This window comes from Corynebacterium mucifaciens (genome assembly GCF_012396315.1).
Lineage (GTDB): Bacteria > Actinomycetota > Actinomycetes > Mycobacteriales > Mycobacteriaceae > Corynebacterium > Corynebacterium mucifaciens.
In genome coordinates this window covers 1-22,674 of the sequence record NZ_JAAXPF010000014.1, presented here as the reverse complement: position 1 = coordinate 22,674, position 22,674 = coordinate 1, and the positions used below count along the sequence as shown (strand labels likewise).

Here is a 22,674-nt window from a genome sequence, read left to right as displayed (position 1 = left end):
GCTACAGCATGCAGGAGACGCAGCCGTCGATCTCCGTGCCCTCCAGCGCCATCTGACGCAGGCGGATGTAGTACAGGGTCTTGATCCCCTTGCGCCACGCGTAGATCTGCGCGCGGTTGATGTCGCGCGTGGTCACCGTGTCCTTGAAGAACAAGGTCAGCGACAGCCCCTGATCGACGTACTTCGTGGCCACCGCGTACGTGTCGATGATCTTTTCAAACCCGATTTCGTACGCGTCCTTGAAGTACTCGATGTTCTCGTTGTCCATGTGCGGCGCCGGGTAGTAGACGCGGCCGATCTTGCCTTCCTTGCGGATCTCAATCTTGGAGGCGATCGGGTGGATCGAGGACGTGGAGTTGTTGATGTAGGAGATCGAGCCGGTCGGCGGCACCGCCTGCAGGTAGCGGTTGTAGATGCCGTCGCGGGCGATGTCCGCCTTCAGCTGCGCCCACTCCTGCGCCGTCGGCACCGAGATGTCCGACTTCGCAAACAGTTCCTTGACCTTCTCGGTCTTGGGCTGGAAGTCCGCCGGGTCGTAGCGGTCGAAGAACTCGCCGGTGGCGTACTCGGACTGAGCAAAGTCCGCGAACGCGGTGCCCTTCTCCACCGCGATCTTGTGGGAGGCGCGGAGGCACTGGTACATCACGGCGGCGAAGTAGGCGTTGGTGAAGTCCAGGCCTTCCTCGGAGCCGTACTCGATGTGCTCGCGGCCCAGGTAGCCGTGCAGGTTCATCTGCCCCAGGCCGATCGCGTGCGAGGCGTCATTACCGTCGCGCACCGGCGGCACAGAATCAATGGACGTCTTGTCTGCGACGGCGGTGAGCGCGCGGATGGCCGATTCCACCGTGCGGGCGAAGTTGTCCGAGTCCATGGCCATCGCGATGTTCAGCGAACCCAGGTTGCAGGAGATGTCGTGGCCGGTCTCCGCGTAGGTCAGGTCGTCGTTCAACACCGACGGGGAGTTGACCTGCAGGATCTCCGAGCACAGGTTGGACATGTTGATGCGGCCGGTCTTCACCGGGTTCGCGCGGTTCGCAGTGTCCTCGAACATGATGTACGGGTAGCCGGACTCGAACTGGATCTCGGCGATGGTCTGGAAGAACGAGCGCGCGTTGATCTTGGACTTGCGGATGCGCGGGTCCTCCACCATCTCCTCGTACTTCTCGGTCACGGAGATGTCCGCGAACGGCACGCCGTAGACGCGCTCGACGTCATACGGGGAGAACAGGTACATGTCGTCGTTGCGCTTGGCCAGCTCGAAGGTGATGTCCGGGATGACAACGCCGAGCGAAAGGGTCTTAATGCGCACCTTTTCGTCCGCGTTCTCGCGCTTGGTGTCCAGGAAACGCATGATGTCCGGGTGGTGAGCGTTGAGGTACACCGCGCCCGCACCCTGACGCGCGCCGAGCTGGTTGGCGTAGGAGAAGGAGTCCTCCAGAAGCTTCATCACCGGGATGACGCCGGACGACTGGTTCTCAATGTGCTTAATCGGCGCGCCGGACTCGCGGATGTTGCTCAGCAGCAACGCCACACCGCCGCCGCGCTTAGACAGCTGCAGCGAGGAGTTGATGGCGCGGCCGATGGATTCCATGTTGTCCTCGATGCGCAGGAGGAAGCAGGACACCAGCTCGCCGCGCTGGGCCTTGCCCGCGTTGAGGAAGGTCGGCGTCGCGGGCTGGAACCGGCCGGTCATAATCTCGTCGACCAGCGCGGTGGCCAGCTCCTCGTTGCCGTCGGCGAGGAACAGCGCCGTCATGGACACGCGGTCCTCGAACCGCTCGAGGTAGCGCCGGCCGTCGAAGGTCTTCAGCGTGTACGAGGTGTAGTACTTGTACGCGCCCAGGAAGGACTTGAAGCGGAACTTGTAGGAGTACGCGCGCTTAAACGTGTCCTTAATAAAGGACCAGTCGTACTTCTCAATCGTTTCCGGCTCGTAGTACTTGTTGGTGAGCAGGTAATCGATCTTCTCTTCTAGGTCGTGGAAGTAGACCGTGTTTTGGTTGACGTGCTGGAGGAAAAACTGGTTCGCCGCCTCGCGGTCTTTGTCGAACTGGATCTGCCCGTTTTCGTCGTAGAGGTTCAGCAGCGCGTTCAGCGCGTGGTAGTCCAGCTGGCCGTGCTCGTTGACTGGCTCCGGGACATTCTTACCCAGGGTCTGGCTCGTCACTTCTCGTCCTTCACGTTTGTTCGTTTGTATTTGCCGGCGTACTTCTCGCGCAGCCGCGCGAGCCGCTCGGATTCATCCGGGGCGTTTTGCTTATCGACGACCTCCGGTCCCCCACGCAGCCCCAACCTCCCAGCGTGCTGGGCCAGTTGGCTACGCACGTGCGCGACGTCCTCGGCCGAGCCCATGAGCTCGAACCGGTACAGATACGGGACCTTACACTTGTCGGCGATAACCCTCCCGGCAAGGCAAAAATCCGCGCCGAAGTTCGAGTTGCCGCCGGCAATGACACCGCGGATCAGGGCCCGGTTGCCTTCGTGGTTGAGGAACCGGACCACTTGCCCCGGCACGGGCCGTGAGTTGCCGCCGCTCACGCTCGCCCCGCCGCCGTACGTGGGGCAAATGAGCACGTACGGCTCGTCGACAACAAGTTGCGGGTCCGTCCTGCGCAACGGGATGCGCTTGGACGGGAGGCCGAGCTTCTCCACAAACCGCTTGGTGTTTTCCGTCGCGGAAGAGAAGTAGACCACCAGCATGGCCGACGCCTTTCTTCGTGTGCGGTTATCGTTTGCCTGCCACAACCCCGCCCCACACGTAAATCCAGCTACTAGGTTCCAGCTATCCGCCGTTTTTGGCGGGTTAGCTGGGTCTTACTAGCTGGATCTGTGGGGGTTCGGAGCGGGGAGATACGGCCTACGCGGCCGCGGCGAGGCCCTTGATGCGGTCCGGGCGGAAGCCGGACCAGTGCTCGCCGTTCGCCTCCACAACCGGAGCCTGCACGTAGCCGAGCGCCATCACGTAGTCGCGGGCCTCGTCGTCGAGGGAGATGTCCACCGTGGTGAATTCAAGGCCAGCCTTGGTGAGGGCCTTCTCAGTCGCCTTGCACTGCATGCAGGCCGGCTTGCTGTAAACGGTGATCGACATGATTTCCTGGCTCTTTCTCTCCGACGATTTCGCATGTCCCGGGATCCCGGGGCGACACCAAGAAACACTATACCTTGGGGCAGACTTCGGCAACCGCTACTATATGTAGTAGTTACATGGGTGGTATTCCCAGGATAGGGCCGGGAAATCACCTACATGTAGTTAATCCTTAGGCGAGGCGGGTTTTGGGGCGAAGCTGGCGTCGCAAAGCAAAAAGCCCCGCCACCTTAAGGTGACGGGGCAGGATGCGCGCTTAGCCCTGGCGAGCCTTGAAGCGGGGATCCTTCTTGTTGATCACGTAAACCTTGCCGTTGCGGCGCACAACCTGGGCGCCCGGCTTGTTCTTCAGCGACCGAAGCGACTTGCGGACCTTCATCGGGCGCTCCTTTCTGCTCGGATTACCTGCAATTAGCGACGCACGGCGGGGTGCCGTGTCGCAACACGGGGGTAAATGTTACACACCAGACACCGTGAATCAAAACCCCCTACCATGAGCGCCATGCAATCTGACATCATCGCTGCCCTCGGCGTGGCCCCCAGCATCGACCCGGAGGCGGAACGCAACCGCCGCGTGCAGTTCCTGGTGGACTACCTGGCCGCAACCGGCGCGAAAGGGTACGTGCTCGGAATTTCAGGCGGGCAGGACTCCACTCTCGCGGGCCGGCTGGCCCAGCTCGCGGTGGAGCAGCGCCGCGCGGGGGGCAAGGACGCCATCTTCGTGGCCATGCGCCTGCCCCACGGCGTGCAGTCGGACGAAGACGATGCGCAGCTCGCGCTGCAGTTCATCCAGCCCGACGAGACGGTCACCGTGGACATCGCGCCCGCCACCGCGGCCATGTCCAACGCGGTCGCGGATGCGATGGGGGTAGGCGGCCTGGGCGACTTCAACAAGGGCAACGTCAAGGCGCGCATGCGCATGATCGCGCAGTACGCGATAGCCGGCGAGCGGAACCTCCTGGTGGTGGGTACCGACCACGCCGCGGAGAACATCACCGGGTTCTTCACCAAACACGGCGACGGCGCCGCAGACCTCCTCCCGCTGGCCGGGCTGAACAAACGCCAGGGCGCCACAGTGTTGGAGCACCTGGGTGCGGACCCACGCCTCTGGGAGAAAGTGCCGACCGCGGACCTCGAGGAGGACCGGCCTGCGCTCCCCGACGAGGAGGCGCTCGGCGTGACCTACGCCCACATCGACGACTACGTTGAGGGCAAACAGGTCCCGCGCGAGGCCGCAGAGCGCCTCGAGCACCTGTGGCGGGTGGGGCAGCACAAGCGTCACCTACCCCCTGGCCCGGACGACACCTGGTGGCGCTAGCCCACCACGCGCAGGGTCTCCTCCGCCACCCGCACTAGCGCCTGGCCATACGACGGCCCGTGCGTCCACGCGTGCACCGCCAGCGGGTGCAGCTGGTGCACCGCGATGCGGCGCTGCCAATCGGCGCCCAGCACTCCCCCGGCGTCGAGGTACCCGTCCACGACCGCGCTGAAGTGCGGCGCTCCGAACAGCTCCAGCATCGCGATGTCCGTCAGCGGGTGCCCGCCGTGCGCTGCCGGGTCGATAAACCGTGGCCCCTCCGCCCCGAACAGCAGGTTGCCGGCCCACAGATCGCCGTGGATGCGCGCCACGGGGGCGTCTTCGTCTTCCGCGAGCAACGCGTCGCAGGCCCGCTCCACCACGTCCAAGTCACCCCCGCCCAGGTTGCCTGCCTCGGCCGCCTTGTGCGCGAACGGGAGCACCCGCTGCTCCACGTAGAAGGTGGCCCAGCGCTCGGTGGGCTCGCACGTCTGCCGGCGCGTGCCGATGAAGTTCGGCCCGTCCCACCCGTCCGCGGGCGCGCCGAACGCGGCCGCGCCCATGGCGTGGATGGCAGTCAGCTCCCGGCCGGCCGCGCGCGCGGCATCCACCGACGGCCGGACGGAATCCACGCGCTCGATGGTCACCGTGTTGGCAGCCTCATCCAACTCCAGCACCTCGACCACCGCCGTGGAGCCCTCGCGCAGCCAGCGCAAGTAGGCCGCCTCTGCGGCGGCAGCTCCCGGTGCGCTTCCGTGCTTCACAAACTCATCAGACATCAATGCCCTCCATTCGCAGTAGAAAACGCTTGGCTTCTACCCCGCCACGGTAACCGCCAAGCTGGCCGTCGCTGCGCAGCACCCGGTGGCACGGGATGAACAGCGGCAGCGGGTTCGTGGCGCACGCGCTGCCCACCGCGCGGACCGCCCGCGGGTTGCCCACCGCGCGGGCTAGCTCCGCGTAGGTGGTGGTCTCGCCGTACGGCACTGTCATCAGCTCGCGCAGCACCGCCTCGCGAAAGGCCGTCACGCCCCGCAGGTCCAGCGGCACGGTGAACTCCCTGCGTGTGCCGGCGAAATATTCGGCCAGTTCCTGGATTGCGAGGGGTGCGGCCGGAGGTGCGTCGATAGGCAGGGGCTCCCCCTCGAAGCACACGCGGGTGAGGCCGCGCTCACTGGCGACGAAGCGCAACGGTCCGATCGGTGACGCAAACATGCAGCTCAGCGTAGCTCGCAACCACTATGATTTCGCTACACTCCTGGCCATGCACCGGAAACTTACAACCGCCCTCGTCTGCGCCGCGGCCCTCACCGTGGCCTCCTGCGGCAGCTCATCCGACATCATCGCTGGCACCAGCCCCGCTATCGCCGCCGCAGTGTGTGACGGCGACGACGGGTGCGAATCCGACATGCGCCAGCTCAGCCACAAGCTCGACGCGTCGGACGACACGGACGGCGACGGCATCATCGACCGCGAGGAGCTCGACGCCGCCCTCAAGCGTTTGGACAAGGAAGCCGAGGAGAAGGAGGCCGCCGCGTCGTCCTCCGCAGCGGCCGCGTCTTCCTCCGCCGCCGCAGCGTCGAAATCTGCGGAAGCAGAGCGCGAGGCCGCCGAACGTGAAGCGGCCGAGCGAAAGGCAGCAGAACCCGAGGCAGCGGAGCGCGAAGCCGCGAACCAACAACAGCAGGCACCGGAGCCCGCACCGCAGCAGCAGGCACCGCAGCAACCCGCGCCGGCGCAATCCGGCCCGCCGGCCATGGAGTGGGCCACCATCGGCCCCTATGGGAGCCTGTTCACGTGCGAGCAAGCGCGCGACGTGTGGCCCGTGGATTCACACGCCTGCTACACCGGCGCTGACGGCAACGCATACTTCGAAGGCATGCGCCAGGCCGCTCCGTAGCGCCGCCGCCCCGCAACGCAAAAACTGCCGGAGGCACCATCCACAGCAGGCGCCTCGAGCATCCGAAGACCTCCTCCAGCGAGCGGAAACCGCCTACGCTGCCGGCGGGTCTCTAAAAGCTGTGGCCCGACAAGTTGGCATTGGACACGAGCGGCTCGCTCGTCCCCTTCGGGAACGCGGTGTCATCCTCCGTAACCACTCACCGTCCAGCAGTGAGATTCGGCTGATGCGTGCCATGTATGAGAAAGGGGCTTCTCTGGAGCGTGTGGGCGACAAGTTCGGCTACACGGCGGGGACGGTCCGCAAACATTTGATCATCTTTGGCGTGGTGATGCGCGATACGCACGGTCGTGTCCGAGCGGAGCCCCACGGTTTCGGCTAAGAGATCAAGACATCGTGACGGGCGCTGCTGTTCCCAACGGGAGCTGGGTCAGAGTATGCAGTCCTTCGCCGTGCATATCAGCTCTGTACCCGGCCGCGCGCTCGATCGCGGGCTTGCTGCCGCAGTCTTGCCCGTACTTCGTCGTGGATCGTGGTCGAGGTCTGCTCTGCTGTCTCGATGGAGACCACCAGTGCGTATCGCACCGTCTTACCAGCACCAAGGTGTTGGGCATCGTCCATGCATTCAACGTGGATCGGGAACGTGTCATCGTCGCCGAACACCATGGCGCGGCTGCCTTGGACGATCTCGTGTTGGAGGCTCCCTCGCCTGACCGAGTTGTGCTCCGCATCAATGCGTTCTCCGCCTGCGAGTTGCTTGTCTGGAGTGGCGAAGTACACCTTCGCAGCTCGGTAGCGGTTGAGCCGACTGACAGTGGGAGCCATGTACGCCAGGGTGATGGTGATGCGATGCCATTCTGCGCGTGCACGAAGCGAAGTCGGGAGTGGCAATTCGTAGGTGTGACGTTGGTCGCCAGCTATCAGCCCTCCGCTGACTAGGACTGCTCTGTTTGTGGCCGCAGCGCCGAGTCGATCTGTGTCGAGGCGCCCGTAGCCCAGAAGCGCGGTCAGGTGTCGACGAGCTTCGCGCTTGCTCAGATTGAGTTCGCTGCGCAGTTGCGGTTCCCAATCGCCCCAGCTTGTCGCATGGGCAAGGAGGGCTCTCACTAGTAGGGGATGATATTGAGGATCTGGCAGCGGCGCGTCTTCTGAATCGTCGGAGCCAGCTTCAAGGACATCGAAGAGTCGGCTGGCCTCGCGCGTCACCAGTGCCGTTGCGTTGCTCGTGCCGACACTGAAGACGGTGTCGCTGGTTGCGCCTGCTCGCCCAGGCGCAGCCACCTGGAGCCCCGGACCGGTAGTTGCGGTCGGGGCCAGTTCCACGGCGACGGTATCTACTAGATCGGATGGAATGACAGGACGGGTGTAGAGCGCTCTGCCACCGGTGTGGTGCAGGTCGGGCTTGACTGATCGATCGACGCCGGGTCCCGTCGCGCCGTAATGGGCAGGTCCGTTCGGGTGCGTAATGTCCCAGGCGGTGTCTGGTACGTCGATATCGCCAAGTCCGTCGGCGTGGGTAGCTCCGATGGTGAGTGCGTTGAGAGCATCTCCTGGAGGGAGGATGCCACGCAACAGCGCACTGTCGTGGAGGGTTCGGATTGCAGCGGATCGAGCGGATTCGGGGTCGCTCGCCAAGGTAACGGGAATTGTGATTGGGTCGAGGTGATTGCCAGCGCTGACGATGAACAGCAGGTTGTAGGAGTGAGCTAGCCAGTCGAGTAACCGACCAACAGGGCTCATCCTTCTCACGAGCGCTCGTGCTTGGGACCCGATGGAGAGGTTGATGACGCGCACGCTGGGTGCTACAGGGCCGTGGCCGGCATCACCTTCAACGATTCGCTTGACGGCGCGGTGTAGCAGGTCAGGGAATAGCCTGTCTGGCAGGATCTGTTCGTGTCCTGGCATGAACTCGTGGGGTTGCATGATTGGGCGCACATAAAGGGGCCGGTCGATCGGTTCACTGCGGGTGGCAAGGTCTCCATGAATGATCAAGGACGCCATCGCCGTGCCGTGGTAACGAGAGACCAGCGGGTAGTTCTCGCCAAGACCATCAGGATCATCGACTATCAGTCGACCTGCGAGGGCGTCATGGTTAGCGAACGGCAACCCATCCAGCAAGGCGACCCTAGGCAACTCAGAAGGGGCATCTCTTCGGGGTTCCAGGTCGAACTGAATATTCGTTTCCGTGGTCGGCGGTGCGACGTGCATAGGGGTGAACGGGCTGACAAACATGACTTCGTCTGTGGCCAGCAGTTGGATCGACTCGGCACCCTCGGTGGTCAGTGAATGAACCTGTTGAATCGGCAGTTCGGCAAGCAGGGCGTGGTAGCTGATCTCCCCGATCTGAGAGCGATCGAGCACACGCCCGCCACTGTCGGCGATGACTTGCTCGACGTGCGCTTGCGCGGTGGCGCGCTGTCTAGCATCGGAGCGGTACCACAGCTCGATTTCAACCATCACAGTGCTCACGGATTGGCCGACGAGGTCGAGCGTCTCTTGCCACTGTTCGCGAAGGCCGGTCTCTCGGATGCGATCCTCTGGCCCCCAGCGTCTGATTGAGGTGAGCTGTTCGAACGCTGTCTTGAACCTGCCGAGGCCACGAGCAAACTTTGTTGTCGGGTCTGTTTGCCAAGTCTTGAACAAGCTGAGGAGTTGATCAATCGCTTTTGCGTTCGACAGCATCAGGTACAGGGAGTGCTGAACGGGCTTGTCCATACGGCCGCTCTTGGACTCAACCATGTGGAAATCGTCGTCAGGGTCAGATTGCTCCCCGATCAATTCAGACAAGAACTCCAGCCCGTCGACTTTGTCGATCGCGTTGCGGAAATCCGTGACGCTGCCGGCGAGGTCAAAGACCACTACCAAGGCCGGATCTACCTCATCCCGCGCGTCAGGCGAGAGACGTGGGCGCTCGGCATCGAACGCCGAGCGCAGTTCACCAAACTGCGGTGTCAGGCGTGCGCCCTGCCTGCCGCTGGTTGGTTTGGACAAGCGTGGCAGATCGCGTGCCTTTTGTTTTGGTCGGCCTGCAACCTTTGGTGCCCCGAATGCCAGGAGGGGCCGAGGCTCGGCCGTCATCCCGTTGCCCGATCTCGTCTGTGCTCCAAACGTTCTTCGACGATCTTCCGGAGGTTGCTGTCGGGGAGTTCGAGGACTGCTCTGCGACGCACGTCGAGAGCGAACTCTTCCAGTTCGGAGAAGCTAGCTCCCGCAAGTTTGTCCGCCAGAGTGCGCGGGGCAAATCCGAGATCACCGCCCAGCCGAGCGGCGAGGCGTTCGAGAAAGCGCGTCGCTTGAGCACGGCTGGGTGGTCCGAGTTCGGCGCGGATCTGGAAGCGTCGCCATGCCGCTCGGTCGAGAAGCTCGCTGTGGTTTGTCGCCCCGACTAGAAGGACATGCGGAGGCAGCCGGTCGATCTGGAGCAGCAGTGTCGAGACCACGCGCTTGATCTCTCCTGTCTCGTGTTCGTCCGATCGCTCTTTAGCGATGGTGTCAAGTTCGTCGAAAAACAGGACGCAACGGCGCGTCCGTGCGAACTCGAAGGCATTGTCGAGCCGTGCAGCGGTTTCGCCCAAGAAGCTTGAGACCACTCCTTCATAACGGATGACGTAGAAGGGCAGCATCAGTTCTGAGGCGATCGCCTCGGCGACGCTGGTCTTGCCGTTACCCGGCGGACCAGACAACAGGAGTCGGTTGCGGGGCTCGATTCCGTAACTGCGGAGCAGCTCGGAACGCTTTTGCTCTTCAATCAACTCAGCGACGACCCGACGAGGGACCGGTGCAAGCTCTAGCTCTTCCAAGCGGCGTTGAGGAACGATCTCCTGGATCAGGTCGCGCATAGCTGCCGCATGGTCGTCACGCGGAGCGCTCTGCCCAGTAGTGGTAATCAGCTCGGACAAGCGGTCGGCGACAAGGTGATGCTGGTTGGCTCGCTCCTCAGCGATTACAGCTTCGACGAGAACGCGAAATCGGTCTCGGTCACCACGTCTCTCGGCTTCGACGAGGTCAAGTAGCAGGTCAGCACGCGTCATTTCTGCCTCCTTGAACCGCTAGCCGTTACCCTTGCTCCATCTTAGCGGCGAGCACCGGGAACCGAGAGAGCCTCGCCGCCGTGGACACCCCGGTCCTCGCGCAATAGCGGCGGGTTCACTTCCCTCGCGACTGCCAGGCAGTATGGCTACCCGTAGACGGCCTCTACCGGCGTGGCCCACCGTTGGATGCGGTGGTTGACCTGAAAAGCCTGGTCACCTCCGCTGCCGACGTCGAAGAACTTACCGCCGACCGTGCGACCAGTCGTCTGGGGCCGTCGGCCGAGTTCACACGCTGCGAGGTGCCTGCGGCTGGTCCGCTGGAGTGGTCTCTGTAGCCCGGTCGGCAGCTTGCGGGATCTCGCACCAGAACTGCCAGCGTGGCTGCTCGCAGAAGCACCTCAACGGGATTGGTAACTCCGTGACCTTGCTGAACTGGTTCACCACTCGGTGTCACAGCTGGGCAGAGCGTTCACACTACGATTCGGAATGCCGCCCATGCGGTACCTGGCTCACATTCGGACCCTTCGACTGGCTCACCTTCTGGTCGAGACTGATCTTCCAATCGGTGTTGCCATGGCAAAAGTCGGGTGGCGCAGCCGTGGACATGCCGCAGGGCAGTTCACCGGCATCGTCGGGATCAGCCCGTCAGACTATCGGCGCATTGCGAAGGGGCGCACTCTCACGGAGACCAGCCCGCGGCCATCAGCAACGCAGGGCAGCCCCGAATCAAAAGGCCCCCTCACGACAGGAGTGCCGTGATGCCGTCGGAGAGAATCTCGCGTGGGTTTATGTGGTGCGTCGCGCGGAGCCGCGCATAGGTAGGAGCTTGGTCAGGGTCAATGGCGACGCGCTTCTCGTCAGACGCCATGGGTGCGGTCAGCGAGGCGCCAATCACCAGGTTGGACAATCGGTAGGCAGCTCCCAGCGGATCCGGGGTACCCGCTTGTTCGAGCAGGACGCACATCCGCTCGGAAAGGGCCAGGTACGCCGGGCCCCTGGGAGCGCGCATACCGATGACCTGACCGGCCCACCGGTGGGTCGTGAGGTGCGCGAAGAAGGCGTGCATCAGGTCAGGCAGGTCGGCGTTGCGGATCGACTCGGACATCACGGGATCGTCTGCAAGCGCTGTGTCGAGGGCGAGGTCAAACAGATCGTCGACGGATTCGACGCGGGAGTACAGGCTGGCTGGAGCGACACCCACCTGTTGCGCCACAGATCGCAGGGTGAGGGCCCTCAACCCGCCTTCGTCCAGCAGGCTCACCGATGCCCTCGCAACCTCCCCGATGTCCACTGCGCGGAGGCGTCGCACAGGTTTGCGGTGTTCCCAGTAGCTCACCCCACCAACCTAACCAAACACGCTTCAATTAGCTATCCATTCTATGTTAGGTTTAGCACATGCTGGATGCCACCACCCTCCCGATCACCTTTGAGAACACCCGCCTACGCCCCCTCTCTGAGCTGGACGCAGACGCGTATGCAGCCGGCACCAAGGATGAAGCTGTGCGACGCTTCGGCCACCTACCCGAGTCCGACTACACCCCAGAGTCCGTGCGACGGATGATCCGTGACGAGGTTGCTGAGGGTCTGTCGTCCGGCACGCTGGCAGTCCTCGCGCTTGTCGATGCCGAGACGGACCGGTTTGTGGGCTCCTTGGTGCTCTTCGACGTCAGCTCCGAGGCTGCCGAGGTCGGGTTCTGGATTCATCCGGATGCGCGGGGAGCAGGGCACGCTCGTCGGGGCCTGGAGTTGGCATCGCGCTTCGCACGCAACAGTGGACTGCGAACCTTGAAAGCACGCACGCTCCTGGAGAACAAGGCCTCCCAGCGGTGCTTGACGAACGCAGGGTTCCGTGAGGTCGAGCGAGCCGTCGGGACCACGCCCGCAGGACAGTGCGAGGAACTATTCCATTACCGGCGCGATCTCAAGCCCACCGCCCAGTGGCCGTTGGCGACGGAGCGGCTTCGACTCCGTCCGCATAACGCCGACGATGCCGAATGGCTTCACGAGCTGTACTCGCGACCCGACGTTGCCCGCTACCTGCTGGACGAGCCATGGACCGCGGAAGTCACCCACGACAAGCTCACCGAACGTCTAGCGAATACTGACATCGATGGCGAAACTGGCGCGCTTGCGCTGGTCATCGAGCATGACGACGTCCCGATCGGAGACGTCGCGTTGTGGCTCACCGATCACGAGCACCGTCAAGGCGAGATCGGGTGGGTTCTCGACCCGGCGCACGGTGGGCAAGGTTTCGCCAGCGAAGCCGTCCGAGCAGTACTCGCCCTCGGGTTTGACCACTACCGGCTCCACCGCGTCACCGCGCAGATGGATGCCCGAAACAGCGCCTCGGCAGCACTGGCTCGTCGTGTCGGGCTCCGGCTCGAAGCACATCACGTCCAGGACTGGTTCAGCAAGGGCGAATGGACCGACACCCTCATCTTCGCGCGACTTGCCTCCGAGCACATGCGCCAATGATCGGGAGTCTGACTCCCAAATCTATCGATGCCCGGCCCACGTCACCGCAGAAACAAAACTGCCCCGCCATCAGGCGGGGCAAGTTTCGATTTTCGCATCTTACGTGGAGCTAACGGGATTCGAACCCGTGACCCCCACACTGCCAGTGTGGTGCGCTACCAACTGCGCCATAGCCCCATGAATATGTAGTTGTGGAGTGGAGCTAACGGGATTCGAACCCGTGACCCCCACACTGCCAGTGTGGTGCGCTACCAACTGCGCCATAGCCCCTTGGATAACTCACCTGAATATACAGCCGGGCCCGCGGGCCTCCAAATCCCCAGCGGGAAAGCGAAACCGCCCCACCCCGATCCCGGAGTGAGGCGGTGAAAACGCAGTTGAGGAACGCGCTTAGAGGCTGGCCAGCACCTCCGGCCAGAAGTTGCGCGCGGAATCCTTCTCCTCATCCAGGGAGGGGTCGCCCACAATCTCCCGGAGTTGCTCAATATCGACGATGTCCTCGATGTCCTTGCCGTCCACCAGCACGCGCGGCGTCCACGCCTCGCCGAAGTTGTCCTGCTGGTACGCACGGTTTGCGTCGCCCATGCGCTTGGCGGTGTCGATGTACTTGCCGTCGCGGATGTCCTGGACGGCGTCGTCGGACGCGCCGTAATCGCGCGCCAGGTCTGCGAGGCCGTCGTTGTCGTACTTGTTGTACGCGGATTGCTGGTTCGTGAACAGGTAGTCGCGCAGGGTGAACGCCTGGTCCAAGTCGTCGTGGGCGAACAGCGCGAGCTCAGCGGCAAGCGCCTCGGTGGAGTGGCCGATCTGGCCGTTGTCCAGCGCGGTCATCGGGCGCAGGTCCACGTTGATCTCGCCGGCTTTGAGCTTGTCCAGCATCGCCTCGTCAGATACGGCGTGCAGGTCGGCGCAGTGGGAGCAGGAGAAGTCCTCGAACAGCTCGGCGGTCTTGGCGTCCTTGTTGCTGCCGGTTAGGTGGATGATGTCCTCGTCCTCGTTCCAGGCGACGTTAATGCCGGTGGCGTCGATCATCTCTTCCTGCATCGCGGCGTTGCGGTTTTCGCGGCCGTTGTACACGATCAGGCCGATGACCAAAAGGGCGATAGCCAACACGGCGAGCACGGCCCAGATGAACGCGGCGTTGCCCTTCTTGTTCGGGTTTTCCACTTTGCGTGTGGTCACAGTCTTCTCCTGTTGTGCGGGCCCGGAGGCGTTGCGGCTACTGCTTACCCGGCCAAGTTTAGGGGTAGATGGCGAACTTCTTAAACGGGCGCCACATCATAAACGCGGTGATGGCGATGTAGGCCACGTCCCGCGCCACGGTGACGAGCAGGTTGGTCTCCCCCTCCCCTGCGGCGGAGGGGTCGAAGCAGCCGCAGTCGATGACAAGGCCACGCTGCCACGCGGAGAGCATCCCAATGATGAACAGCGTCAGCACGATAATGGAAACCTTGCCGGACCAGCGCAGGAAAATGCCCAGCAGGAGCATCAACCCGCCGGCCAGCTCCAGCGGGCCGATGATGTGCGCCAGCAGGTAGGACCAGTCGGGTGTGAAGATCTCGTAGGCCTCGATGGTCTTGGACACGTCGAGCGGGACGCCGATCTTGGAGATGCCCGCGTCGATCCACACGTACGCCATGTAGAACCGGGCAAGTGCGGACAAAATGTCCAGCACCAGGGTCTTTGTGTCGCGCGATGGCGCCGGGGTCGTTGTAGTGCTCACCCCTGGAACACTAGCCCACTACTGCCCCAGCACGTCCGCGACGAGCGCTTTGGCCTCCCGCTGCACCTGCTTCACGTGGTCCTCGCCCTTGAAGGATTCGGCGTAGATCTTGTACTTGTCCTCGGTGCCGGACGGCCGCGCCGCAAACCACGCGTTCTCGGTGACCACCTTCAGCCCGCCAATTGCCGCGCCGTTGCCGGGAGCCTCCGTCAGCTTTGCGACGATCGCTTCGCCCGCCAGCGTATCCGCCGTGACCTGCTCCGCGGACAGGGATTTCAGCTTGGCCTTCTCTTCACGCCCGGCAGGTGCGTCGATGCGCGCGTAGGCCGGTGCGCCGAATCGCTGCTCCAGCTCTGCGTAGCGCGCCGACGGCGACTTGCCGGTCACCGCGGTGATCTCCGCGGCCAGCAGGGCCATGATCAGGCCGTCTTTGTCGGTGGACCACACGGTGCCGTCCTTGCGCAGGAACGACGCGCCGGCGGACTCTTCGCCGCCGAACCCGATAGCGCCGTCGATGAGCCCCGGCACGAACCATTTGAACCCCACGGGCACCTCCACCAGCTCGCGGCCGAGGGAGGCGACAACGCGGTCGATCATGGACGAGGACACCAGGGTCTTGCCCACGGCGGTGCCCCCGTCCCAGCCGTCGCGGTGGCTGAACAGGTAATCGATGGCCACGGCCAGGTAGTGGTTCGGGTTCATCAACCCCGCGTCCGGGGTGACAATGCCGTGGCGGTCCGCGTCCGCGTCGTTGCCGGTAGCCAGGTCGAAGCGCCCGCGGCTCTGCACCAGCGAGGCCATGGAATCCGGGCTCGAGCAATCCATGCGGATCTTGCCGTCGGTGTCGAGGGTCATAAACCGCCAGGTCGCGTCGACATCCGGGTTCACCACCTCCAGGTTCAACCCGTAGCGCTCGCCGATTGCGCCCCAGTAGTCCACGCTCGCGCCGCCCATGGGGTCCGCGCCGATGTGCAGGCCCGACGCTTTGATCGCGTCCATGTCGACCACGCTGCTCAGGTCGGACACGTAGTGATCCAGGAAGTCGAAGCGCTCCGCCCGCTCGTCCAGCACGCCGGTAACCGACGCGCGCTCCACGCCCTTCAGCCCGCCAGCGATGTACTCGTTCGCGCGGGCGGCGATCCAATCCGTCGCCTCCGCCGGGGCAGGGCCGCCGGTGGGCGGGTTGTACTTGAATCCCCCGTCACGCGGCGGGTTGTGGGAGGGGGTGACCACGATGCCGTCGGCCTTATCCCCTTTGTGTGTCAAGATCGCGTGGGAGACGGCCGGGGTGGGGGTGTAGCGCCCGGAGGCGTCGACACGCACCGGCACCCCGTTGCCGATGAGCACCTCCAGCGCGGAGACCATCGCCGGCTCCGACAACGCGTGCGTGTCGCGGCCGATGTAAACCGGCCCGTCGATGCCCTGGCCGCGGCGGTAGTCCACGATTGCTTGGGTTGTGGCGAGGATGTGCGCCTCGTTGAAGGCGTTGTCCAGCGAAGAGCCGCGGTGGCCCGATGTGCCGAAGACAACCTGCTGGTCTGGGTTGTCCGGGTCGATGTCGCGGGTGTAGTAGGCGGTGACCACCTCGGCGATGTCGATAAGGTCCTCGCTGCGGGCAGGCTGCCCGGCACGCTCGTGTGCCATGGTCGTGCTCCTCGTTGGGGTTGTGATTGCGGTGAAGCGGGTACGCACACCATCATCGCCCGTGAATGTATTTCTCGCCACCTTAATAGTATTCGTTTAACTGTATGTTTTACTGCCGACTATGCTCGACACCTTGAACGACGTCCTCAGTGCCGTCTCCTCCTTCGTCTGGGGTCCGTTCGTGCTCATCCCCCTCTTGTTGGGCACCGGCTTGTTCTTGACCATCCGGCTGCGGGGCATCCAGTTCCGCACACTCGGGCGCGCCACCCGCCACGCGTTCGTGGACAAATCCGAGGACGGCGCCGGCGACATTTCCAACTACCAGGCACTCACCACCGCCCTTGCGGCTACCGTCGGCACCGGCAACATCGTCGGCGTGGCCACCGCCATCTCTATCGGTGGGCCCGGCGCACTGTTCTGGATCTGGGTCACCGGCATCGTGGGCATGGCATCCAAGTACAGCGAGGCCTACCTGGGCGTGCGGTTCCGCACGACGGATACGAAGGGCAAGCAACAGGGTGGCCCGCACGAGTACCTCAAACGCGGCGTCGGCGGCCGCCTGGGCAAGCTCCTCGCCGCCGCGTTCACCCTCTTCACCATCTTCGCATCTTTCGGCATCGGCAACCTCGCTCAGGGCAACTCCATCGCCGCTGGCATGAACGACGCCTTCGGCGTCAGCCCCAACGTCGCAGGCGTCATCATCTTCTTCGCCGTGGGCGCGGCTGTGCTCGGCGGCATCGAAGGCATCGGCAAGATCACGGCGGCGTTCGTGCCCCTGATGATCGTCATCTACGTCGGCGGCGGCATCACGGCGCTGGTGCTCATGGCGGACCGGGTGCCCGAGGCCATTGCCACCATCTTCAACGACGCGTTCACGGGCACCGCGGCCACCGGCGGCTTCGTGGGCTCCGGCATCATGCTGGCCATCCAGTTCGGCGTGGCCCGCGGCATTTTCTCCAACGAATCCGGCATGGGCTCCGCCGCCATCGCCGCTGCCGCCGCGAAGACCCAGCACCCGGCCCGCCAGGCGCTGGTTTCCATGACCCAGACCTTCATCGACACCATCATCGTGGTCACCATCACCGGCCTGGTCATCGTCACCGCGGGCACGTGGGACATGGGCCGCGATGAAGCCGCGATCATGACCGCCTCCGCGTTCAGGCAAGCACTACCCGGCGAGTGGGGCAGCCTCATCGTCTCGGTCTCGCTGATCTTCTTCGCGTTTTCCACCATCCTGGGCTGGTCCTACTACGGCGAGCGCGCGATCGTCGCTCTGCTGGGCGACTGGGCGTCCATCCCCTACCGGATGTTCTTCACCGCCTTATCCTTCATCGGCGCAGTGGCGTCGCTCGAGCTGGCGTGGACGTTCTCCGACCTGTCCAACGGCCTCATGGCCATCCCGAACTTGATCGGCCTGCTCATCCTGTCCGGGCTGGTGGTCCGCGAGACCCGCGAATACCTCGCCTGGGACCCGCACTTGAAGAAGACTCCGGAGGAAGTCGCGGAATACGTGGAGCGCCAGCAGATGGACTGGCGCTAGACTCCCACCAGTGGGAAATAGCGTCCGAACCGCGCTGCTGGTCGGTCTCGGCGCCGGCATGGGCGCCGTCGCCAGGCAGCTGGTACTCCTTACCGCCGCACCCGGGTCCACGGCGGCGCTCGCGTTGACCTTCGCCGTCAACATCGCCGGTTGCCTCGCCATGGGCGCGTGCAAACCCGGGCCAGTGTGGGGTACGGGGTTCCTCGGCGGCTTCACCACCTTCTCCGCGGTCTCGGTAGCAGCGGCGCAATCCGGAGCGGCGGCTGCGCTGACCATCATGCTGCTCAGCTTTGCGACGTCTATAGCCGCCTACCTCCTCGGCGACACCCTCCGGGAGCGACGACATGGCTAGCTGGCTCGCGCTGGCGCTCACACTCGCCGTTGTCTTCGCGGGCGGCGTGCTGGGCGGCATATCGCGGTACGCGCTCACGCGGCTGATCAGCAACGCGCGCGCCGCCATTGTCGTCGCGAACGTGTCCGCCTCTGTTCTCGCTGGTGTCGCCGCTGCCGCCCCGGCGGTCTGGCAGCTCGCCCTCGGCGCCGGGTTCTCCGGGGCCTTGTCCACATGGTCCACCTTCGCCCGGCAGGTCGGCGATATGACCAAGGAAGGCCGGCGCGTGGCAGCGCTGCGTCTCGCACTGGGCACGGCCGCGCTCGGTGTCGCCGGCGCCTGGACCGGCCTGGTGTGGGGCCGGCAGGCCCTGGGTGGCTAGGGCGTTACACTCGATCGATGTGCAGTTCACTTCGATCCAAACCGGCCTTACCGTAGCGCTCGGTGCGGGCCTTGGGGCTGTCGCACGCTACCTAGTGCTTGTGTGGGTCAGCCCGGACACGCCGGAAGCGCTGGCCCTCGTTGTGACCTTCGCGGTCAACCTGACCGCCTGCTTCGCCATGGGGTTGTTCCGGCCCGGCCCATTTTGGGGAGTCGGATTCCTTGGCGGGTTCAGCACCTTGTCCGCTATCGCGCTGACGGCGATCATCCGCTCCCCCGCGTGGGCGGGATTCATCGTTGTACTCAGCCTGTGCACCGCCACCCTCGCCTGGTTGGCCGGCGACGCCGTCCGGGAGCGCCACCATGCTTAACCTCTGGCACGTGGTTCTGGGCGCGGCCGCGGTCTTCGCCGGAGGCGTGCTCGGAGGGTACACACGATGGATCCTCATGCGGGAGATCCACAATCCTCTTGCATCCACCTTCGCGGCCAATATCGCAGCCGCCGCCATCATCGGCTTCGCGGTGGCAACACCAGCAGCCTGGCGCACCGCGGTCGGCGTCGGCTACGCCGGGGCGTTATCCACCCTTTCCATGCTGGCGAGCCAGTTGGGCGAGATGGTCAAGGCCGGCCGATTCGGTGCGGCGCTGAAGTACGGCCTTGGCACCGCGCTCGCCGCCGTCGCCGCCACCGGCATCGGGGTGTACTGGGCCACCGTCGGCGCGGGGTAGACCCCTACTCCGCGATGGCGTCCAGCGGCGGGGTTCTGGCTGCTCTGCCCGCCGGCCACACCGCGGCGATCAGGCCCACGAGGAAGGAGCCCGCGAGTACGGTGCCGATGAGGGGCCACGGAACGACAATCGTCGTCAGACCTTTCGCTTCAAGCACCGTGAGAAATGCCCACCCCAGGCCCAGCCCCAGCACCACACCCAAGAGCGCACCGTACACCGTCATTTGCACGGACTCGAGCGTGATCATCGTGCGAATCTGCCGGCGCTGCGTGCCAACCGCGCGCAGCATGCCGATCTCCTGCCGCCGCTCAATCACCGACAGGGTCAGCGTGTTCACGATGCCAAGGACGGCGATGACCACTGCCAAGGAGAGCAGCGCGTAGAGGATAAACAGCATTTGATCAATCAGGGCGGAGACTTCCCCGGTCATGTCCTCGGTGGAGCGGACCTGGACGACGATATCGTGGCGGACCGCATCTTCCAGATTCGCCCGCAGTTGCTCTTGGTCGACCGTGCCGTCGTTGTTCACCCCGATCATGAGGACACGGCCCGAGCCCCGAGCACCCGTGGCCGCGGCCGCCTCATCCGAAACGACAAACGACTGCAGGATGTTGGAACCCTGGAACAGCCCGCCGAGGGTGGCCTCAACCGCCTCACCCGTGGGCCCCGCCACAGCCAACGTGTCGCCGACCTCCCATCCCCGTTCGCGCGCGATTGCCGCCGGGGCGATCACGGTGAAGCCGTCCAAGCTGGAGCTCCCCTCCACGACATCCAGGGCGATGAGGTCCGCCGGATCGCCGCGCAGCACGTCGGTCACGCCCACCGGCCCGAGACGGTAGCCGAATTCGCCATCCACCGTGACAGGCACCTGCGTGTAGCTGACAGTCTCGCCAGCGCCGTCGACGTCACTGAGACGCTCTGGTAGATCCGCCGGTAGCGAAAACGCCGCGTTTTGTGGCCCGGAGAGCACGAAATCCGCGCTCACTTCTGTGGTGGCCACATCGTCCACGGAACGTTTCATCGAGGCACCGAGCATGCCGATCACGGTGACCAGCGCGATACCGAGCATGAGCGCGAACGCTGTCGTTGCCGTGCGCCTGGGATTGCGCCGCGTGTTGGTGGATGCCAGCTTGCCCACTGCACCGAACGGCGCACCGATGGCCCGGCCGAGGGGCGGCACCACGGGCAGGCTCAGCGCCGGCCCTGCCAAGAACAGACCCGTGATCGCGGCCAGAGCCGCCGCACCGACCAGCGCCGCACGCCGGCCCGTTGAGCCGTCAGACCAGGACATCGCGTACCCGGCAGCCGCGACGCCAACGGCTACTAGGATGAGCCCGGCAATCGTGCGCCACCGCAGCGGTTGCGGCGTGGCGGCTTCGCTCGAGCGCATAGCCTCTACCGGCTTGACCTGCCCCGCGCGCTGTGCAGGCGCAAGCGCGGAGAGCACCGTCACCAGCGTCCCTACCGCCAGTGGCACGACCACCGCGCGCGTTGTGAGCAACGTCCCCGAATCTGGCAGCGACATCCCGTACGCACCCATGGCTGCCCGGATCAGCGCCACCAGCCCCACGCCCCCGGCCACGCCAAGCGCCGAGCCGGCAACCCCAACGAGGGCTGATTCCAGCGCCACCGACCGGGTAATCTGCCCCCGCGACGCGCCCAACGCCCGCAGCAGCGCAAACTCGCGGGTGCGCTGAGCCACGATCATGGAGAACGTGTTGGCGATCAGGAACGTCCCCACCAGCAGACCGACCAGGCCAAACGCGATCAGAAAGTAGCTGACAAAGCTCAGGGCATCACGAATCTGCTTCGATAGCTCCTCGGCAACCTCGGTACCCGAACGCACATCTAAGTCGGGGAACTGGGCTTTCAGCCTATCGACGACCTCCGGTCCCCCATCCACCGTGAGCGCCGGCACCGACTCGCCGTCCGTGAACGCCTCGCGGTACGCGTTCTCGCCGACGCGCAGCACCAGCGACGTCTCCTGTGCCAGCGGGTCCTGGTACAGCCCCGCCACCGTGAACTCGTGGCGCCCATCCTCGTCCACCACAATGAGCGGTTCACCGATGTCGAGGCCGTAGTATCTCGCACCATTGTCGTTAAGCGCGACGTCGCGAAGGGACGTCGGAGCCGAGCCGCTGACAAGCAAGGGCGCATCGCCTACCGCATCATCGCCACCGTAGTACGGCAGAAGGCGCGAGGTGCCGAGCTGCGTTTGAATCGCAACCTCATCCTGCCTTGCGACGACCACAGGTTCATCCGCGAACACGTTGACCCGCGATACCCCCTCGTCCGCCCTGATCGCCTCGAACGTAGACAATGCAATACCGCTATCGCCCTCACCGGGGCGCACCACAGCATCCACGTCGTCAAGCGCTGTACCCACCGCTGAGTCAAACGTCGACGACAACATGCTGGTAAACATCAGCGCACCCGACAGAAACGCCGTTCCGAGCATAACGGCCACGAGGGTCAGCGCGAGCCGCAGCTTGTGGGCAGCGACATTGCGTAGGGACACCTTGCCCAGCGTGCTTACCATCAGCCCTCCATGCCCGCCATGACGCGCAGGATGGAGTCCATATCCGGGTCCCGCATCTCGTCGACAATGTTGCCGTCGCGCAGGAAAATCACCCGGTCCGCATACGAGGCTGCCCGGGCGTCATGGGTAACAATCACCACCGTCTGCCCGTCTTGGTCAACCGCCGTGCGGAGAATCTCCAAGACTTCGCGCGAGGCATTCGAGTCCAGATTGCCCGTCGGCTCATCACCGAAGATCAACTCCGGCCGAGACACGAGAGCGCGGGCACACGCCACACGCTGCTGCTGCCCACCCGAGAGCTCCGCGGGGCGATGGCTGAGCCGCTCCGCGAGTCCAAGGCGCCGGGTTACCTCCTCGAACCATTCAGGATCGACCTTCCCTCCCGCGATGTTGCTGGGCAGCGAGATGTTCTCAGCCGCGGTCAGCGTGGGCACGAGGTTGAACGACTGGAAAATAAACCCCAATCGGTCTCGGCGAAGCGCCGTCAGCTCCTTGTCGCTCAGCTGTGACAGATCGGTCTCGCCGATGTAGGCGGAGCCCCCAGACGCCGCGTCTAAACCCGCCATCACGTGCATCAGCGTCGACTTCCCCGACCCAGACGGTCCCATGATTGCAGTGAACTCATGACGAGCAAATTCGACGTCCACGCCGTCCAGCGCGCGCACCTCCGTATAGCCTCTACCGTACGTCTTCACCAGACCAACCGCCCGGGCTGCTGCTTCGACCATCCGTACACACCCTCCAAGAAGCGCGCTTTATATCCCCACCGGACTATACGCGCAAACCCCGTGCGCCCACAGAACGCGCAGCGCCGTGTGTAAGGGTTGACGTGCACGGGCAATCCCGCCCGCATCACCCCAGGTCAGCATCGTGCGGTGTCAACACTTACGACCCGCACCCCGCACACACGCGAAAGCACCCGCCACCACACCAACCCCACGGGGCATCTGGTGTGGTGGCGGGTGCCACAACATATCAAGTTTTACGCGTCGGCGGTAA

At 64.4% G+C, this 22,674-nt stretch carries 24 protein-coding genes, 2 tRNA genes and 1 pseudogene; 11 read left to right on the top strand and 16 right to left on the bottom strand.

What is annotated here, in order from left to right:
* Window position 1: 1 nt before the first annotated feature.
* The 4 genes and pseudogenes from nrdE to ykgO form a co-directional block, all read right to left on the bottom strand.
* Window positions 2-2,167: a class 1b ribonucleoside-diphosphate reductase subunit alpha gene (gene nrdE / locus HF989_RS09805; RefSeq protein WP_168686089.1), complete on the bottom strand. Its 2,166-nt coding sequence runs from the start codon at window positions 2,165-2,167 to the stop codon at window positions 2-4.
* A gap of 104 nt (window positions 2,168-2,271) precedes the next feature.
* Window positions 2,272-2,700 (bottom strand): annotated as a pseudogene (gene nrdI / locus HF989_RS09800) (class Ib ribonucleoside-diphosphate reductase assembly flavoprotein NrdI); the annotation flags it as partial.
* A gap of 157 nt (window positions 2,701-2,857) precedes the next feature.
* Entirely contained in the window at window positions 2,858-3,088 is a 231-nt protein-coding gene (gene nrdH, locus HF989_RS09795) for a glutaredoxin-like protein NrdH (RefSeq protein WP_038612877.1), read from the bottom strand.
* Between the two features lie 253 nt (window positions 3,089-3,341).
* A complete protein-coding gene (gene ykgO / locus HF989_RS09790; RefSeq protein WP_038612879.1) occupies window positions 3,342-3,464 on the bottom strand; it encodes a type B 50S ribosomal protein L36 in 123 nt (40 codons plus the stop codon).
* 114 nt (window positions 3,465-3,578) lie between these two features.
* Here ykgO and nadE point away from each other — a divergent pair, with 114 nt between their 5' ends.
* Window positions 3,579-4,403, top strand: a complete 825-nt coding sequence (nadE, locus tag HF989_RS09785) for an ammonia-dependent NAD(+) synthetase (protein ID WP_168686087.1) — start codon at window positions 3,579-3,581, stop codon at window positions 4,401-4,403.
* On the opposite strand, the gene HF989_RS09780 is transcribed toward nadE, so the two are convergent.
* Together HF989_RS09780 and HF989_RS09775 are read right to left on the bottom strand one after the other, a co-directional pair.
* Window positions 4,400-5,161 (bottom strand): fructosamine kinase family protein, encoded by a 762-nt coding sequence (locus HF989_RS09780; RefSeq protein WP_168686086.1) that lies wholly within the window; start codon window positions 5,159-5,161, stop codon window positions 4,400-4,402. The genes nadE and HF989_RS09780 overlap by 4 nt on opposite strands.
* Entirely contained in the window at window positions 5,154-5,597 is a 444-nt protein-coding gene (locus HF989_RS09775; RefSeq protein WP_168686085.1) for a methylated-DNA--[protein]-cysteine S-methyltransferase, read from the bottom strand. Before HF989_RS09775 ends, HF989_RS09780 begins: the two co-directional genes overlap by 8 nt.
* 49 nt (window positions 5,598-5,646) lie before the next feature.
* Here HF989_RS09775 and HF989_RS09770 point away from each other — a divergent pair, with 49 nt between their 5' ends.
* Window positions 5,647-6,282 carry a hypothetical protein gene (locus HF989_RS09770; RefSeq protein ID WP_168686084.1) on the top strand — a complete coding sequence of 212 codons (636 nt, stop codon included), beginning with the start codon at window positions 5,647-5,649 and terminating at the stop codon, window positions 6,280-6,282.
* Between the two features lie 226 nt (window positions 6,283-6,508).
* On the top strand, window positions 6,509-6,664 hold the full coding sequence (locus HF989_RS09765; protein ID WP_168686083.1) for a hypothetical protein: 156 nt from the start codon (window positions 6,509-6,511) through the stop codon (window positions 6,662-6,664).
* Window positions 6,665-6,741: 77 nt separating this feature from the next.
* Here the strand turns inward: HF989_RS09765 and HF989_RS09760 are convergent, their stop codons facing one another.
* Window positions 6,742-9,273: a S8 family peptidase gene (locus tag HF989_RS09760; protein WP_246233956.1), complete on the bottom strand. Its 2,532-nt coding sequence runs from the start codon at window positions 9,271-9,273 to the stop codon at window positions 6,742-6,744.
* 83 nt (window positions 9,274-9,356) lie between these two features.
* Entirely contained in the window at window positions 9,357-10,313 is a 957-nt protein-coding gene (locus HF989_RS09755) for an AAA family ATPase (protein ID WP_168686081.1), read from the bottom strand.
* A 191-nt stretch (window positions 10,314-10,504) separates the two neighbouring features.
* Here HF989_RS09755 and HF989_RS09750 point away from each other — a divergent pair, with 191 nt between their 5' ends.
* Together HF989_RS09750 and HF989_RS10950 are read left to right on the top strand one after the other, a co-directional pair.
* Entirely contained in the window at window positions 10,505-10,648 is a 144-nt protein-coding gene (locus HF989_RS09750; RefSeq protein ID WP_168686079.1) for a hypothetical protein, read from the top strand.
* 97 nt (window positions 10,649-10,745) lie between these two features.
* On the top strand, window positions 10,746-11,072 hold the full coding sequence (locus HF989_RS10950) for a helix-turn-helix domain-containing protein (RefSeq protein WP_354074720.1): 327 nt from the start codon (window positions 10,746-10,748) through the stop codon (window positions 11,070-11,072).
* On the opposite strand, the gene HF989_RS09740 is transcribed toward HF989_RS10950, so the two are convergent.
* On the bottom strand, window positions 11,053-11,649 hold the full coding sequence (locus HF989_RS09740; protein WP_343033598.1) for a TetR/AcrR family transcriptional regulator: 597 nt from the start codon (window positions 11,647-11,649) through the stop codon (window positions 11,053-11,055). The two genes, HF989_RS10950 and HF989_RS09740, sit on opposite strands and share 20 nt — an antisense overlap.
* Before the next feature lie 59 nt (window positions 11,650-11,708).
* Here HF989_RS09740 and HF989_RS09735 point away from each other — a divergent pair, with 59 nt between their 5' ends.
* The gene (locus tag HF989_RS09735; RefSeq protein WP_168686075.1) at window positions 11,709-12,788 is read left to right on the top strand and encodes a GNAT family N-acetyltransferase; all 1,080 of its coding nucleotides are present in this window, start codon (window positions 11,709-11,711) and stop codon (window positions 12,786-12,788) included.
* 104 nt (window positions 12,789-12,892) lie between these two features.
* On the opposite strand, the gene HF989_RS09730 is transcribed toward HF989_RS09735, so the two are convergent.
* The 5 genes from HF989_RS09730 to pgm all read right to left on the bottom strand — a co-directional run bounded on the left by HF989_RS09730 (window position 12,893) and on the right by pgm (window position 16,155).
* Window positions 12,893-12,965, bottom strand: a tRNA-Ala gene (locus HF989_RS09730).
* A 20-nt stretch (window positions 12,966-12,985) separates the two neighbouring features.
* Window positions 12,986-13,058 (bottom strand) — tRNA-Ala (locus HF989_RS09725).
* A gap of 120 nt (window positions 13,059-13,178) precedes the next feature.
* A complete protein-coding gene (locus HF989_RS09720; protein WP_168686073.1) occupies window positions 13,179-13,970 on the bottom strand; it encodes a thioredoxin domain-containing protein in 792 nt (263 codons plus the stop codon).
* Window positions 13,971-14,028: 58 nt separating this feature from the next.
* Complete coding sequence (locus tag HF989_RS09715) at window positions 14,029-14,511, bottom strand: MauE/DoxX family redox-associated membrane protein (RefSeq protein ID WP_343033597.1); 483 nt, start codon at window positions 14,509-14,511, stop codon at window positions 14,029-14,031.
* Window positions 14,512-14,529: 18 nt separating this feature from the next.
* Window positions 14,530-16,155 (bottom strand): phosphoglucomutase (alpha-D-glucose-1,6-bisphosphate-dependent), encoded by a 1,626-nt coding sequence (pgm, locus tag HF989_RS09710; protein WP_168686071.1) that lies wholly within the window; start codon window positions 16,153-16,155, stop codon window positions 14,530-14,532.
* A gap of 121 nt (window positions 16,156-16,276) precedes the next feature.
* Here pgm and HF989_RS09705 point away from each other — a divergent pair, with 121 nt between their 5' ends.
* From HF989_RS09705 to HF989_RS09685, 5 genes are read left to right on the top strand one after another with little or no spacing between them, the layout of a single operon-like run.
* Entirely contained in the window at window positions 16,277-17,695 is a 1,419-nt protein-coding gene (locus HF989_RS09705) for an alanine/glycine:cation symporter family protein (protein WP_168686070.1), read from the top strand.
* A gap of 10 nt (window positions 17,696-17,705) precedes the next feature.
* A complete protein-coding gene (locus HF989_RS09700) occupies window positions 17,706-18,047 on the top strand; it encodes a CrcB family protein (RefSeq protein ID WP_343033596.1) in 342 nt (113 codons plus the stop codon).
* Entirely contained in the window at window positions 18,040-18,408 is a 369-nt protein-coding gene (locus tag HF989_RS09695; RefSeq protein ID WP_168686068.1) for a fluoride efflux transporter FluC, read from the top strand. The genes HF989_RS09700 and HF989_RS09695 overlap by 8 nt, the downstream gene beginning before the upstream one ends.
* A 19-nt stretch (window positions 18,409-18,427) precedes the next feature.
* Window positions 18,428-18,778: a CrcB family protein gene (locus HF989_RS09690; RefSeq protein ID WP_343033595.1), complete on the top strand. Its 351-nt coding sequence runs from the start codon at window positions 18,428-18,430 to the stop codon at window positions 18,776-18,778.
* The gene (locus HF989_RS09685; protein ID WP_168686066.1) at window positions 18,771-19,136 is read left to right on the top strand and encodes a CrcB family protein; all 366 of its coding nucleotides are present in this window, start codon (window positions 18,771-18,773) and stop codon (window positions 19,134-19,136) included. Before HF989_RS09690 ends, HF989_RS09685 begins: the two co-directional genes overlap by 8 nt.
* 4 nt (window positions 19,137-19,140) lie before the next feature.
* On the opposite strand, the gene HF989_RS09680 is transcribed toward HF989_RS09685, so the two are convergent.
* Complete coding sequence (locus HF989_RS09680; RefSeq protein ID WP_168686064.1) at window positions 19,141-21,675, bottom strand: ABC transporter permease; 2,535 nt, start codon at window positions 21,673-21,675, stop codon at window positions 19,141-19,143.
* Window positions 21,675-22,403, bottom strand: coding sequence for an ABC transporter ATP-binding protein (locus HF989_RS09675; RefSeq protein WP_168686062.1), 729 nt, complete (start codon window positions 22,401-22,403; stop codon window positions 21,675-21,677). Before HF989_RS09675 ends, HF989_RS09680 begins: the two co-directional genes overlap by 1 nt.
* Between the last annotated feature and the right edge of the window lie 271 nt (window positions 22,404-22,674).